At 47.8% G+C, this 13,364-nt stretch carries 15 protein-coding genes; 6 read left to right on the forward strand and 9 right to left on the reverse strand.

Going from position 1 to position 13,364, the window contains the following annotated elements; genetic code table 11:
• The first annotated feature begins 7 nt into the window (after positions 1-7).
• The 4 genes from proB to CSH92_RS00145 are packed head-to-tail and all read left to right on the forward strand — an operon-like array spanning position 8 to position 3,594.
• On the forward strand, positions 8-1,108 hold the full coding sequence (gene proB / locus CSH92_RS00130) for a glutamate 5-kinase (RefSeq protein WP_100655595.1): 1,101 nt from the start codon (positions 8-10) through the stop codon (positions 1,106-1,108).
• Complete coding sequence (locus tag CSH92_RS00135) at positions 1,108-2,355, forward strand: glutamate-5-semialdehyde dehydrogenase (RefSeq protein ID WP_100655596.1); 1,248 nt, start codon at positions 1,108-1,110, stop codon at positions 2,353-2,355. Before proB ends, CSH92_RS00135 begins: the two co-directional genes overlap by 1 nt.
• 46 nt (positions 2,356-2,401) lie before the next feature.
• A complete protein-coding gene (locus CSH92_RS00140; protein WP_100655597.1) occupies positions 2,402-2,956 on the forward strand; it encodes an isochorismatase family protein in 555 nt (184 codons plus the stop codon).
• Between the two features lie 5 nt (positions 2,957-2,961).
• Positions 2,962-3,594 carry a DNA-J related domain-containing protein gene (locus tag CSH92_RS00145; protein WP_164084614.1) on the forward strand — a complete coding sequence of 211 codons (633 nt, stop codon included), beginning with the start codon at positions 2,962-2,964 and terminating at the stop codon, positions 3,592-3,594.
• A 16-nt stretch (positions 3,595-3,610) separates the two neighbouring features.
• Here the strand turns inward: CSH92_RS00145 and CSH92_RS00150 are convergent, their stop codons facing one another.
• From CSH92_RS00150 to CSH92_RS00165, 4 genes are all read right to left on the reverse strand, one after another.
• Positions 3,611-4,234: a YceI family protein gene (locus CSH92_RS00150; RefSeq protein ID WP_100655599.1), complete on the reverse strand. Its 624-nt coding sequence runs from the start codon at positions 4,232-4,234 to the stop codon at positions 3,611-3,613.
• Positions 4,235-4,304: 70 nt separating this feature from the next.
• The gene (locus tag CSH92_RS00155) at positions 4,305-4,859 is read right to left on the reverse strand and encodes a GNAT family N-acetyltransferase (protein WP_100655600.1); all 555 of its coding nucleotides are present in this window, start codon (positions 4,857-4,859) and stop codon (positions 4,305-4,307) included.
• On the reverse strand, positions 4,859-5,221 hold the full coding sequence (locus tag CSH92_RS00160; RefSeq protein WP_100655601.1) for a hypothetical protein: 363 nt from the start codon (positions 5,219-5,221) through the stop codon (positions 4,859-4,861). The genes CSH92_RS00155 and CSH92_RS00160 overlap by 1 nt, the downstream gene beginning before the upstream one ends.
• A gap of 74 nt (positions 5,222-5,295) precedes the next feature.
• On the reverse strand, positions 5,296-5,997 hold the full coding sequence (locus CSH92_RS00165) for a tellurite resistance TerB family protein (RefSeq protein ID WP_100655602.1): 702 nt from the start codon (positions 5,995-5,997) through the stop codon (positions 5,296-5,298).
• Positions 5,998-6,187: 190 nt separating this feature from the next.
• Between CSH92_RS00165 and CSH92_RS00170 the strand changes: the two genes are divergently transcribed.
• Positions 6,188-7,975: an ABCB family ABC transporter ATP-binding protein/permease gene (locus CSH92_RS00170; protein ID WP_100655603.1), complete on the forward strand. Its 1,788-nt coding sequence runs from the start codon at positions 6,188-6,190 to the stop codon at positions 7,973-7,975.
• 3 nt (positions 7,976-7,978) lie between these two features.
• Here CSH92_RS00170 and CSH92_RS00175 read toward each other — a convergent pair whose 3' ends face one another.
• Genes CSH92_RS00175 through CSH92_RS00195 form a run of 5 tightly spaced genes read right to left on the reverse strand, consistent with a single transcriptional unit; the run spans position 7,979 to position 12,376 of the window.
• Complete coding sequence (locus tag CSH92_RS00175) at positions 7,979-8,674, reverse strand: hypothetical protein (protein ID WP_124916887.1); 696 nt, start codon at positions 8,672-8,674, stop codon at positions 7,979-7,981.
• 55 nt (positions 8,675-8,729) lie between these two features.
• Positions 8,730-10,076: a class II 3-deoxy-7-phosphoheptulonate synthase gene (locus CSH92_RS00180; protein WP_100655605.1), complete on the reverse strand. Its 1,347-nt coding sequence runs from the start codon at positions 10,074-10,076 to the stop codon at positions 8,730-8,732.
• Positions 10,077-10,119: 43 nt separating this feature from the next.
• A complete protein-coding gene (locus tag CSH92_RS00185) occupies positions 10,120-10,908 on the reverse strand; it encodes an ABC transporter ATP-binding protein (protein WP_164084615.1) in 789 nt (262 codons plus the stop codon).
• Positions 10,898-11,896: a FecCD family ABC transporter permease gene (locus tag CSH92_RS00190; RefSeq protein WP_164084616.1), complete on the reverse strand. Its 999-nt coding sequence runs from the start codon at positions 11,894-11,896 to the stop codon at positions 10,898-10,900. The genes CSH92_RS00185 and CSH92_RS00190 overlap by 11 nt, the downstream gene beginning before the upstream one ends.
• A 15-nt stretch (positions 11,897-11,911) precedes the next feature.
• The gene (locus CSH92_RS00195) at positions 11,912-12,376 is read right to left on the reverse strand and encodes a low molecular weight protein-tyrosine-phosphatase (RefSeq protein ID WP_100655608.1); all 465 of its coding nucleotides are present in this window, start codon (positions 12,374-12,376) and stop codon (positions 11,912-11,914) included.
• Between the two features lie 267 nt (positions 12,377-12,643).
• On the opposite strand from CSH92_RS00195, the gene pepE reads away from it, so the two are divergent.
• The gene (gene pepE / locus CSH92_RS00200; RefSeq protein WP_240612690.1) at positions 12,644-13,351 is read left to right on the forward strand and encodes a dipeptidase PepE; all 708 of its coding nucleotides are present in this window, start codon (positions 12,644-12,646) and stop codon (positions 13,349-13,351) included.
• Positions 13,352-13,364 lie beyond the last annotated feature (13 nt).

A 13,364-nucleotide genomic window follows, 5' to 3' on the forward strand; every position in this document is an offset into this window, starting at 1 on the left:
GGTTCGTGTGGATAACACTAATTGGAAACGCATTGTCATTAAGTGCGGGAGTGCATTAATTGCACCGAAACAAAATGGCTGTAGTAGTCATTATTTACTCAGCATCGCACATTTCATATTGCGCTGTCGTGAGCGCGGGATCGATGTGGTGTTGGTATCTTCAGGCTCAGTCGCGGCGGGTCGTCATTTGTTTGATGATCAAGAGAAGTCGATTTCGACAAAAAAGGCCATGGCTGCAGCCGGTCAAACCGAAATGATGGCAACGTGGGACAAGCTGTTCGATTTTGCCACTGCACAAATCTTACTGACTCATGCGGATCTGCGTGACAGAGAGCGCTATGTCAGTATTCGCAATACCATCGATCGGTTGGTTGAAAATGGCATTTTGCCGATTGTGAACGAAAACGACACCATCACCACTGACAAATTAAAAGTGGGTGATAACGATAATTTATCAGCGATGGTTGCGGCAGCGTTTGATGCTGACGCTCTTATCATTTGCTCAGATGTGGACGGTTTGTATGACAAAAATCCGCATAAATACGATGACGCGAAGCTGTTGTCGTGGGTGAATAAAATTGATGAGAGTACCTACGAAATGGCTGGTGACGCGGTCAGTGCAGTAGGTACTGGTGGCATGAAAACTAAAATTCAGGCCGCAGAAAAAGCCACGTCACATGGGATTGATACGTTTATCGTGAATGGTTTTACCGAAATGTCGTTTAACCAGTTATTAGCTGGCAAAAATCCAGGAACGCATTTTCAGCCACTGGCTAAACCATTGAGTGACCACCAGCATTGGATGACACATACCTCCAATGCCCAAGGTGAACTGGTTGTCGATAAATCCTTTGATGCACCGCCAGAAGAAACCAGTGAGCACCTCACTGGGGCAACACTGAAAGAGGTGAAAGGCCAATTTAACGTGGGTGATACGGTACTCGTGCGTAAAGAAGATGGCACCAAGATTGCCAAAGCACGTTCGAACTACAGTAGCTGCTTACTCAATTTTATCGCTGAACAGGATAACCCTGAGTACGCCGATGAGTTTCAGAAAAACACCGGCCCTATTTTATCTGAGAAAAATATCGCAATTTTGGAGAAGTAATGAGTTTAATTAATACTATCGCAACGGCCGCAGCCACTGCTGCACGTCAATTAGCTGTACTATCAGAGGACAAAAAGAATCAAGTACTTAGCGACATGGCAGCTGCGTTGCGCGAAAATCAAGTGGCTATTTTAACGGCCAATGAGAAAGACTTAACTGAAGCGCGCAAAAACAACTTGGCATTAGCAATGATTGACCGTTTAACCTTGAACCCACAGCGGATTGAGGATATGGCGGAAGGGATTGAAACCATTATTAGCCTTGATGATCCTGTGGGTGAAGTTCGCGACTTAGGTGAACGTCCAAATGGCATCCAAATCAGTAAGATGCGAGTACCGCTTGGCGTGGTTTGTATGATCTACGAAGCACGTCCTAACGTGACCGCTGATGCAGGCGCCTTGTGCTTTAAATCAGGTAACGCCGTTATCTTACGGGGCGGTAAAGAAGCGCTTAACAGCAGCTTGGCCATCGCCGAAATTCTGCAGTCAGTGCTAAACCAGCATGACCTTCCAGAAGCCTTGGTCTCTGTAGTTCCTGATCCTGATCGAGCGCACATGATGGAATTGATGGAGCAACGCGACTTGATCGACGTGATCATTCCGCGCGGTGGTGAGGGCCTGATCAACTTTGTGACAGACAATAGTAAGGTCCCAGTTATTCAGCACTTTAAAGGCGTGTGTCATCTGTATATCGATAAAGATGCTGATGTGGAAAAAGCACTGAATATTTTAGAAAATGGTAAAACTCAGCGCACCGGTGTGTGTAATGCGCTGGAAGGCTTATTAGTCCACAAAGACATTGCGGATAAAGTGATGCCGAAAGTCGCCGAGCTGTTCGCTGATCATGGCGTGCGGGCTAATGGCTGTCAGCAAACTGCCAGCTACATACCGCAGGCCAATGTGATCGGCGAAAGCGAATTTGGCGAAGAATATTTAGATCTCGAAATCGCTATTCGGATTGTGGACACGACCGATATGGCATTGGATCACATTGCACGTTTCGGTAGTAATCACACCGAAGTCATATGCACCGAGAATGAACTTACTGCCAAGCGTTTCCAACGCACCGTAGATGCGTCGGTTGTTATGGTCAATGCATCGTCGCGCTTTTCTGACGGCAGTCAGCTTGGCCTCGGCGCAGAAATTGGTATTGCTACAACAAAACTGCATGCCTATGGTCCCATGGGGCTGGAGTCACTGACCACTGAGAAATACTTGGTAAACGGTGATGGTCAAATTCGCGCCTAGCCTCCGAGTCCGCTATCATGGGGTAAACACTCAATGATAGCGGCCAATGCATTTATTTAACGTCGATCATGCCCAGCTGTTGCTGGTAGATGTACAAGCCAAATTATTTCCGCATATCGACGCGAATGCCCAGATAGCGCTGCGCGCCAAGCAATTACTGACTGGCGCGCAAGCACTCAATATTCCTATTACGATTGTAGAACAGTACCCTCAAGGTCTGGGCCCTACCCTACCTGAACTGCTACAAATATGCCCAACAGCGCCAACATTCATTAAACAAACATTTTCTGCGCTTAAAACACCCGACATTTCGCAGCATCTCGATAAACAAAATCGCCAGCAGTTAATTATTCTCGGTACAGAGTCGCATGTTTGCGTATTACAGACGGCCCTTGATGCAAAACGCTCAGGTTATGACGTCATACTGGCGTGGGATGCATGCGGTTCACGCTACGATGAGGATAAAAGACTGGCTGAAGCACGATTGCGTGATGCTGAATGCCAGCTGGTGAGTGCTGAAATGCTATTGTTTGAATGGTTGGAGAGTCGAGAACATGCACAATTCTCTGCAATCATCGCACAGTTGCGCCAAGCTCAGTAAACAAAATGCCAACTGCAAGAGAAAATAATCACATTGAAGCGATCATGGACGCACTAGACAGCTTGCGCCCTGAATTACGTCTTGGGATAAGTGAGTTTGACTTATTACAGCGGCTGATGGAGGCGCCGTATGCACTATTTAAACCTGACGCGCTGCAAGGCTCGTTAGCCTTATTTCAAAGCCATTTTATTCTATTTCACTGCCTGTATCGGATGCGCCAGGAGTGGCGCGCTTTGCACGTGGGTGAACTGCAGATTCATACCACTAATATACAATTACAACCGTATCAGCCCCCCAAAGCAGCACTTACGCAGAGCGATAAGTTACAAGAGTACTATTTAGATTGGGCGCATTTTGCCAGCACCAGTGGCGCAGATGTGGATGAGCTATTGGAGCAGTTTTGGCTACAATTTGGCACCACGACCAATGCCACTATAGAGCCACAGGCGTTAACCGAGAGTTTGACAGTAATGGGGTTGGAAGAGAGTGCAGCAAGTGACTTGGTAACGGTAAAACAATGCTATAAACGCTTACTGCACCAGCATCACCCGGATAAAGGGGGCGATGCTGCCCACGCCCAACGCATAGTTGCTGCATACCGAACGTTAAGGCGTTATGCGCAACAGAACAACGGGTAAATAGGTATGCAGTCAGTTATTTACTGAGGGCAAATTCGCCTTCTATCATCACCTCCACATCATCGCCTATATTCGGTACAAACTTATCCATACCCCAAAGACTCCGCTTGACGGTAGTGGTTGCAGAGAATCCCATCGTGGGTAAACCGCTAAAAGGTTGCTTTAACATTGCACCGTTGAGTGTAACATCCATGCTTACCGATTTGGTTTGACCGAGAAAGGTTAAATCGCCGGTCATTGTGGCCTGTTTATCATTGAGCATGGTTATACTGGTTGACGAGAACGTAATCGCTGGATATTCCCCCGCATTAAACCAACCACTGTCTTGCGCTAACGTTTTATCAAAATCTTCCTGCTCTGGATCAGGATAAGCGGTTTGTATCGAGGTTGGATCAATCGTCACATTGACTTTACTGGCCGCAATATCGCTAGGATCAAAATCGATGGATGCATCAAAACGGGTAAAGCGCGCGGTATAGTCAGACAAACCAAAGTGTGAGACTTTCCATACGATACTGGCGTGGGTTAAATCGAGCTTGTATTCACCCGCCGGTAATTCAGAAAACGGACTCTTTGCAAACACCCAACTAATGCAGCCGGTGAGTGTCAGTAAAACGACGAGGAATAACTTCTTGCTCATAGGTGTCTCCAGATAATCTGCTCAACCATTGTTACGCCAATGCAGCTACTTCAGATTAGTTGCAGAAAAATTAGTGCTGCACAGCCTTGAGTTGGTAAGTCTCTACCTGCATATCACCAAGCGGATCGCGGTGTAATCCAGAGCTTAGGTATTGCATCCCAAGCTTCTTCATGATCGCAATTGAAGCGGTATTTTCAGCAACTGCTATAGCAGAGAACACCTGTACATCAGTGTTTTTTTGTAATTGTGCCATTACCTGTGCAGCGGCCTCAGTCGCATACCCCCTGCCCCAATAGGGTTGCATAAACCGCCAGCCCAACTCCAGATTTTGCCACTGTGGTTCAGCGCTAAAAAAATGCATGGGGCGGACTAAAATCCAACCGATAAAAGCCTTGCTCGCGCGCTCAAATACCCCCCACATACCCCAGCCTTTGTCTGGGTTAGTATAGGACGCCAAACGCGGCAACATAACCTCTTGCAATTGTTGTCGGGACGTTGCAATTCCACCGTTGATAAAATGCATGACTTGCGGGTCCTGGTCGAGAGCATATAAGCACTCGATGTCGTCAGCCGAGGCAGGATCTAAAAGACGAAACGAAAGCCGAGCACTGGGAGGGATGGTCATTAGCACTGCTCAAGAAACTGATAGATAGAATCAACAACAATTACATTGGCTCCCGCAGCATTAGCCGTTTCGGCATAGAACTGCGCACCTTTTCGATGACTTGGATCTTTAGCGATGACGCCAATCCGGAGCTGTGGCGTAATACCACTTTCAATGATCGCGAGTTTAGCAAACGCCATTGCATTGTCTTCGCTAATTGCAATTGATTCTGCCTGCGAATAATCATAAACCACGCGCAAATATTCGCGGCAAAGGCGCAAAAACTCAGGGTCTTTGTGTACCGACATGACATCATGCGCGTACACGTCTCCGGTCAACGTTACGACGATCAGTGATTCTTTTAGTTTATACTGACTTGCCAATACTCATTACCTTTACGTTTTGTAACTTCACTATTAACACAAGCCACGGCCTTTGAATATGCCTAAAATAACCTTTACACCTGTTGCAGCTGTTGGTGAATATTGCTCACCAATGCATTAGGAATACATAGCTGCCGAGCTAGAGCATCGAGATATTCGGCCGATGCAGGCTGCCCTAAGTCAATGGCACTGGCGCTAGCTGCATAGACTTCGATACCGGTTTGTGCGTCGGGAACCGCTGCCACTAATGCAGGTAATGTCATGGGCTTACGCAGTTCATCAAACAACGTAGCTTTCTCTTCTACACTGAGATCCAGAGTTTCGACTTGTTCAAAAATATGGTTTCGTTCAGCATCGTCAATATGCCCGTCGGCATAAGCAGCTGCAATCATAGCGCGCATTAATAGTAATTGGCCCGATTCATTTTGCTCATCAACAACCTCATTGAACTGCTCCTCGTGAAGACGCGCTGGCGCGTAGTTAAAACTGTTGGCTTGCGGCAATGTTTGCTGTTGTGGCTTTGAGTAGGTATGTGCTGTAGTGCTGGGTTGCCCGGCTGTAGCCTGTTTTGGATTGGACGAATATTGCTGATAGGCTTTCCAAGCGAGACCGCCCACAGCAGCAAGGGCGCCTACCTTCAACGCGGTTTTACCGGCTTTACGCCCTTTTTTGCTGGTGACCATACTGGTTAAACCGCCACCAGCAACCCCGCCTAAAAACCCGCTGATTGCGCCCGACTTGGATAAACCACCGACTAACTTTTGTAGATCGCGCATGTTGTTCTCCTTGATGTTTAACCCAGCTTACGCTCGCTAAGCCACAATGAATACCTGATGTTTATTGATCGTTTATTCGTTTTAAGTGAGCTTTTAGACCACTTTTTTTCAAGTCTTAATCAATTGCTTGAATGACGTATCAACGCTCACTGTGGCACACTAGGGAAATGATAACCTTGCCCGACACGCTATGCGCCGCTCTCGTAACATTACAGATCATGACAAACCGATAAACTGGCAGATATTCAGAAAGTTGTGGCCTTACCTGTTGGAATTTAAACAACGCGTATGGCTAGCCATTGGCTGCTTAGTGGCGGCTAAAATAGCCAGTGTTGGATTACCCTTTGTATTAAAACATACCGTCGATGCGCTGAATGTCAGCACCACTCAAGCCCAGCTGTTAGTTGTGCCAATCGCCCTTATTGTCGCCTATGGCGTGCTGCGCTTGGCCAATGTTTTGCTCGGAGAAATCCGCGATACGCTATTTGGGCGTGTCACCGAGCGCGCGATGCGGCGGCTTGGCTTAACCGTTTTTAAACACCTGCATGCGCTTGATTTAGATTTTCACTTGAGCCGCCAGACCGGTGGGCTATCACGAGATATTGAACGTGGCACCAGTGGGATCAGCTTCTTAATGCGCTTTATGGTATTCAATATCGGGCCGACCTTGCTTGAGATCGGTTTGGTTGTTGGCATTTTAATGTTCAATTACGGCATTGCCTTTGCGGGGATCATTTTGATTTCGGTAGTAACCTATGTGGCTTTTTCCGTCAAAGCCACAGACTGGCGCACCCGTTACGTACGAGCAATGAATCAGGCCGATAACACCACCTCGACCCGCGCGATTGATAGTCTGATCAATTTTGAAACCGTGAAGTATTTTGGCAACGAACGTTATGAGGCCAAGCGCTATGACCATGATCTGGCTGACTGGGAAACGGCTCGTCGCCGGAATCGATTGTCACTGTTTGCACTCAATGGTGGGCAGGCATTGATTATTGCTGCCGCCATGACGTCAATGATGGCGCTAGCAGCTGTGCGCGTGGCTGACGGCGAGATGACTATTGGTGATTTTGTTCTGATCAACGCTTTTACTATGCAGATCTTTATGCCACTGAACTTTTTGGGATTTGTTTACCGTGAGATCCGTGGCTCATTGGCGAATATTGATAACTTGTTTGACTTGCTTGCTCAGCAACCCAAAGTCAATGATTTGCCCGATGCAAGCGTATTGCCGCAAGCCAGTGGACAGATCCGGTTTGAGCAAGTCTCCTTTGGTTATTCAACAGAACGCCAAATCTTGCATAACCTTAGCTTTACCATCTACCCCGGCCAAAAAGTCGCCATTGTGGGCGAGAGTGGCTCAGGTAAATCAACCATTGTTAAACTACTCTTTCGCTTTTACGACCCTACTAATGGTCAAATCACAATTGACGATATACCAATCCAATCGGTGACGCAGACGTCGCTTCGTCAGCAAATTGGAATGGTACCGCAAGACACCGTTTTGTTTAACGATACCCTATTGGAAAACATTCGCTATGGCCGCCCTACTGCGAGTGATGAAGAAGTTAACGAAGCGATCCGTTTAGCGCATTTGGATAGCTTTATCGCCAGTTTGCCTAAAGGCGGTGATACACAAGTTGGTGAGCGCGGTTTGAAGCTCTCTGGCGGCGAAAAGCAGCGCGTAGCGATCGCGCGGACTATCTTGAAACGCCCGCCAATTTTAGTCTTTGATGAAGCCACATCATCACTGGATTCTGAGTCTGAAAAAGCCATTTTACGCGCCTTGCGGGACATTGCGCGCGGGCACACCAGCATCATGATTGCCCATCGACTCTCGACCATTGTGGATGCCGATAACATTCTAGTGTTGGATAAAGGGCGTTTGCTCGAGCAAGGCTCGCACAATGAGTTAATAGCGCGGAACGGCCGCTATGCGGCGTTGTGGCACGCCCAACAAAAGCAGGACGATTAGGACCTATTTGACGAGTGCTGCTTCATATTGTGCTAACAATTGCTGCCCGCGTGGCGTGTTTTGAAAGACCACCCAAAGCGTTTCCTTCGGTAAAACGATGATTGACTCAACCCTGTCACGCAGTGACTCTGGCAAGTTGTGCGCGTAGTCTAAGATTACCTCTATTTTACCGGATTCTAACAACGCAAACGCGCGCCCAACATCGTCGTAACGAAGATGCGAAGTGTAATTGTCTAATAACCCTTCAAACTGATAACCATTGCGCCACGCCACTAGCTTACCATCAATATCAGAGACGCTTGCTAACCTAACTTTTTCGGGTAAGTAAAACGCTCGAAGTTCGTTTTCAATATCAATGGGCGCTTTGGGGTAGAGTTTATCAGGGTATGTGGTGCGGTAGACGCCCACCAGAATATCCGCCCGTTGCGCCAGAAATAATCGGCGTGCGCGCTCAAACTCGCTGATATCCCAACGAATCGTGTGAGTATCTTGAAAAGCAGTTCGCAGAGGGTCGAGATAGGTGCCACTGCCATCGGGTTCGACAAACCCTGGCCAGTGCGCACCGGCCACCGTTACGCTTTTCGTTTGCGCGCTGGTGATAGAGGGTGCTAAAGAAATTACTGAGGCAAAAAACCAAACTACCGCTTGCCAATAAAGTCGCATACTACACATCAAGTCAGGATAACTTAACCTAACCATAGTGGGTAGTTACCATTGCGTCAATCCGACATTATCATCGGATTGACGGTATGTTTTAGCGGTGCGTACGCAGGCGGTCTGCGACTAAGAATGCCATTTCCAAAACCTGATCGGCATTTAAGCGTGGGTCACATTGGGTTTGGTAGGCTTGGGCAAGATCATCATCACTGATCTTATATGCGCCGCCTGTGCACTCAGTCACATGTTGACCAGTCATTTCCAGGTGGATCCCTCCGGCATGCGTACCTTCTAGGGCATGAGCAGCAAAAAATTGCTGGATTTCACGCAGGATAGAGTCAAAATCGCGGGTCTTGTAACCACTGCTCGCTTTAAACGTATTGCCATGCATGGGATCTGAACTCCATACCACATGACGCCCTTCTTGTTTTACCCGGCGCAACAATGGCGGAAGCTTCTCTGCTAAGGTGTCAGCCCCCATACGGGTAATCAAGGTTAAGCGGCCTGGATCATTCAGCGGGTTGAGTGCGTCAATCAGTTCGATCAACTCATCGCCCTGCATACTCGGCCCAATCTTCACACCAATCGGGTTATGAATGCCTTTGAAAAATTCAATGTGTGCGTGATCGAGTTGGCGCGTGCGCTCGCCAATCCATACCATGTGCGCACTACAGTCATAGGGCTTTCCGGTTAAAGTATCGATTCGAGTCAACGCCTGTTCATAATTCAGCAGTAACGCTTCATGCGAAGTAAACAATGACGTTTCGTGTAGCGTGCCAGTATTGGAAGAATTAATGCCAATTACATTCATAAAGTCCAAGGTGTCTTGGATCCGTGTAGCCATATCATGATAGCGCTCTTTGAGTGGATTATTTTCCACAAACGCCATATTCCAACGATTAACCTGATGTAAGTCAGCCAAACCGCCTTGAGCAAATGCACGTAATAAGTTTAATGTCGAGGCGCTGCGATGATAAGCATCCAACAGACGCGACGGATCTGGCTCGCGAGCTTCAGCGGTAAACTCAAAACTGTTAATGATGTCACCACGATAGCTGGGCAAGGTTACCCCGTTTATGGTTTCGGTATCTGCCGAGCGCGGCTTTGCATATTGCCCTGCCATGCGTGCAACCTTGGTCACCGGGCAACGCCCAGCGAAGGTTAAAACTATCGCCATCTGCAGCAGTACTTTAAAGGTATCGCGTATTTTCGGCGCATTAAACTCGTCAAAGGACTCTGCACAATCGCCGCCTTGCAGTAAAAAGCCATTGCCTAAGCACACGTCACTGAGTTGCTTGCGTAACTGCCGGGTTTCCTCCGCAAACACCAAAGGCGGATAGGTGGCTAATTTTTGCTCAACTTCATTTAACTTCGCCTGATCATTATAGGTCGGTTGCTGCAGTATGGGTTTTTCTCGCCAGCTGTCCGGTCGCCAGTTGTTCATGTGCACTCACATCCTGATTAATTGTTATCTGCGCTGAAGAATATCACAGCCTTGCGTGACTATTTAGCGCAGAAGTAAAGAATTCGTATGCATTTTCAGAATAATTAAGATAAAAATGACACTCATAACACTGGGCTAAATTGGCAGTGGTGACCACCTTATCGACCTGTCCTTCAGCCACAATCTCCCCCTTTCTTAGCAACATTGCGTGAGTTGCGTAACGATAGGCCAGGTTAATGTCATGGCAAGTCATGATGATACAGTTACCAGTACGCTGTAATTCAGCTAACAACTCCATAACGTGCAATTGAAAGACAATGTCCAGTCCTTGCAACGGCTCATCTAACAGCAATACACCATCGCCGTGCAGCAGCAATGACCAGTGTTGCAGCAAAATTCGCGCTATTTGCACGCGTTGTAATTCACCGCCGGATAACTGAGATAGAGGGGTATCAAGGAAATTGCTGATCTGTAACGCCGCGTCGACTGCCTCAGGTATAACTACCGTGGTTGCATAGAAGCGGAGCAGTTCGGCCACAGTTAGAGCGAACTGAGAAGTGATTTCCTGCGCCAGATAACTGCGCCGACTAGCAAGTTCAGACACGCCCCAGTGTTGAATGGGACTTCCAACAAATTGCACTGAACCTTGAAATTCAGTGGGCATGCCCGCTAGCGTGGCTAGCAGCGTAGATTTACCCGCTCCGTTACTGCCTAAAATAACGTACAGGCTTCCAGCTCTAATAGTCAATTGCGCGACTGATAAACGCTGACCCACACACAAATCATTGATTTGCAGCAACGGCAGCGTGGTACTGGATTGATCACTGCGCACGTAATTGTCCTTTGAGTAAAGCGTAAACAAACAGCGGACCACCAATGGTCGCAGTTAGCATTGACACTGGTAACGTGGTTACAGCCCACACCTCGGTCGCATAGCCAATGGCCAGCAGGAGTGCACTGCCTAAGAGCGCTGACGCTGGGATGACATAAATATTATCATGCCCCAACAACAGCCGGACACTGTGCGGGATCAGTAAGCCAATAAAGGCGATTGAGCCGGCCAGTGACACTGCCACTCCCACCGCAACAGCGCATGCCAGCAGTAATTGCCGGTTCACCCGCCGCACATCAACGCCCGCAGCCAGCGCGGCATCTTGGCCTAAGAATAAGCGGTTTAATTGACGCCTCTGCATGAAGATAAAGCCCAATGCGAATAAAACCAAAGGAGATGCAATGGCAAGGATCACAACATCAGCTTGATACAAGCTTCCCATTAACCAAAAAGTTAAATTGCGCATCGCTTGGGCATCGGCAAAATAGTACAACCAGGCCACAATTGCGCCACTAACCGTTGAAATAGCGATGCCTGCCAAAATGACCGCCACCGGCGCACCGCGCAAACGCTTAGCCATCTGATATATTAGTGCCGTCGATAACATGGCCCCCATAAAACAAGTGAGCGGCAACATATAATGCGCGTAGGTATTTGCATCGAACAGCCCAGTCAATAACACAATCGCGGCAACCAAACTGGCACCGCTGGATATACCAATAATGCCAGGATCAGCAAGTGGATTCGCCAATAGCACTTGCAGAGTTGCCGCACTGGCAGAAAGTGCTGCACCGACCAAGATAGCAGTTGCGATCATGGGCAAGGTAAAGTGCAGAAGTAGATACAGCTGTGTTGGACCTGCGTCGACCCGACGAAAATGCAATTCAAGGATTGCTGCAATCAATGCCAGCGTGATACTGGCTAAAACGATGATTATCCAATTTTTTCGTGTACGCTGTGGATCCGCGACAGTGGTAATAGCAGACACAGCAGATCCAATCCGTTAACGTAATTGCTGGATCAAGGCGTCGGACGCCTCTTCGATTAGATCCAGTACTAACTCAAAGCCGCGCTGACCACCATAGTAGGGATCTGGAACCTCATCAAACTCACCATCAATTAAGCTTAAAAACAACTTTACTTTGTGTTGATGTTCTTGTGGACAACGCTCCAGCAGATTTTTGAGGTTCTCCTCATCCATGGCAAAAATATGGTCAAAATCAATAAAATCGTTGTCATCCACCCGTCGACAGGCTATCCCTTTAAAGTCATAACCGCGTGCTTTACCCACTTTTTGCGAGCGTTGATCGGGCGCTTTTCCAATGTGATACCCGTGCGTACCGGCAGAATCGATTTTGACGCGCACTTCAGCATTTTTGCATTTTTGTCTGAATACCGCTTCTGCTGTTGGAGAACGACAAATATTGCCTAAACAGACAAATAATACCGATGACTCTGAAGATGACATTTGCAGTTCCTTTTGGGTGCGAGATACGCTATCGATTGCAATTAAGGGGAGTTATTGTAATGAGATGATCCGCTAGCGCAACTGTAAATCGAAGGTTGCCCACAATAACCGTCTGGCAATTACCCACAGGGGTAATTATACGGGTAGCTGAAAAGCCATTCTTGCCCGCCATAAGTGTCCACGAACACGACTTTAAAGGCAGACTAGGCTTAAGGCATAACATGATTTCAGATATACTGCTAAGCAAAATCATGAATTGGAAATTCTATGCACCATGTATTGATGCTAAGTAGTTCTCGTGCCGGCAACGAAGATTATTTAGCCCATGCAAAACCACTCATTGGCTCCCATTTAGCAGCGCGTCAACGTTCGCTTAAAAACGTATGTTTTATTCCTTACGCTGGCGTTAGCATTGATTATGATGCCTATACCGCAAAAGTCGCCCAGGCACTCCCAGAGCTCAGCATTACCGGACTCCATCAGAGTGATGATCCGGTAGCCACTGTGCAACAGGCCGATGCCGTTTTAGTGGGGGGTGGCAATACCTTTCATTTGTTGCATCAATTGTACGCGCACAATTTACTTGAACCACTGCGCCAGCGGGTCGCTGCTGGAATGCCTTACATTGGTTGGAGCGCAGGTTCGAATATATGCGGCCTGAGTATTCGTACTACCAATGATATGCCGATCATTGAGCCGCAAAGTTTTACTGCACTGGGGTTAGTGAACGCGCAAATTAATCCGCACTATACCGACTATCAACCGCCAAATCATAATGGCGAAACCCGGGATGAACGTTTATTTGAGTTTACTCAGCTCAACCAGTCTACCCCGGTTTTGGCGATCCGTGAGGGTACGGCGTTGCAACGCATCGGCAATCGCATGACGTTGTTGGGTGAGTTGGGCGGGTTTGTGTTTAGTGGCCAAACCAAAAGCCCGCTTTCTGCAGGCGACGATCTAAGCTCTTATCTGTAAGCTTTCTATTCAC

Source organism: Neoalteromonas flava, from assembly GCF_002807685.1.
Lineage (GTDB): Bacteria > Pseudomonadota > Gammaproteobacteria > Enterobacterales > Alteromonadaceae > Alteromonas_E > Alteromonas_E flava.

Coding starts and splice junctions, on each gene's coding strand:
- CSH92_RS00155 (WP_100655600.1), bottom strand. CDS start 4,859: ATGACCATCCCTCCCAGTGCTCGGCTTTCGTTTCGTCTTTTAGATCCT.
- CSH92_RS00135 (WP_100655596.1), top strand. CDS start 1,108: ATGAGTTTAATTAATACTATCGCAACGGCCGCAGCCACTGCTGCACGT.
- CSH92_RS00140 (WP_100655597.1), top strand. CDS start 2,402: ATGCATTTATTTAACGTCGATCATGCCCAGCTGTTGCTGGTAGATGTA.
- CSH92_RS00145 (WP_164084614.1), top strand. CDS start 2,962: ATGCCAACTGCAAGAGAAAATAATCACATTGAAGCGATCATGGACGCA.
- CSH92_RS00170 (WP_100655603.1), top strand. CDS start 6,188: ATGCGCCGCTCTCGTAACATTACAGATCATGACAAACCGATAAACTGG.
- pepE (WP_240612690.1), top strand. CDS start 12,644: ATGCACCATGTATTGATGCTAAGTAGTTCTCGTGCCGGCAACGAAGAT.
- CSH92_RS00150 (WP_100655599.1), bottom strand. CDS start 4,234: ATGAGCAAGAAGTTATTCCTCGTCGTTTTACTGACACTCACCGGCTGC.
- CSH92_RS00165 (WP_100655602.1), bottom strand. CDS start 5,997: ATGCGCGATCTACAAAAGTTAGTCGGTGGTTTATCCAAGTCGGGCGCA.
- CSH92_RS00195 (WP_100655608.1), bottom strand. CDS start 12,376: ATGTCATCTTCAGAGTCATCGGTATTATTTGTCTGTTTAGGCAATATT.
- CSH92_RS00175 (WP_124916887.1), bottom strand. CDS start 8,674: ATGGTTAGGTTAAGTTATCCTGACTTGATGTGTAGTATGCGACTTTAT.
- CSH92_RS00180 (WP_100655605.1), bottom strand. CDS start 10,076: ATGAACAACTGGCGACCGGACAGCTGGCGAGAAAAACCCATACTGCAG.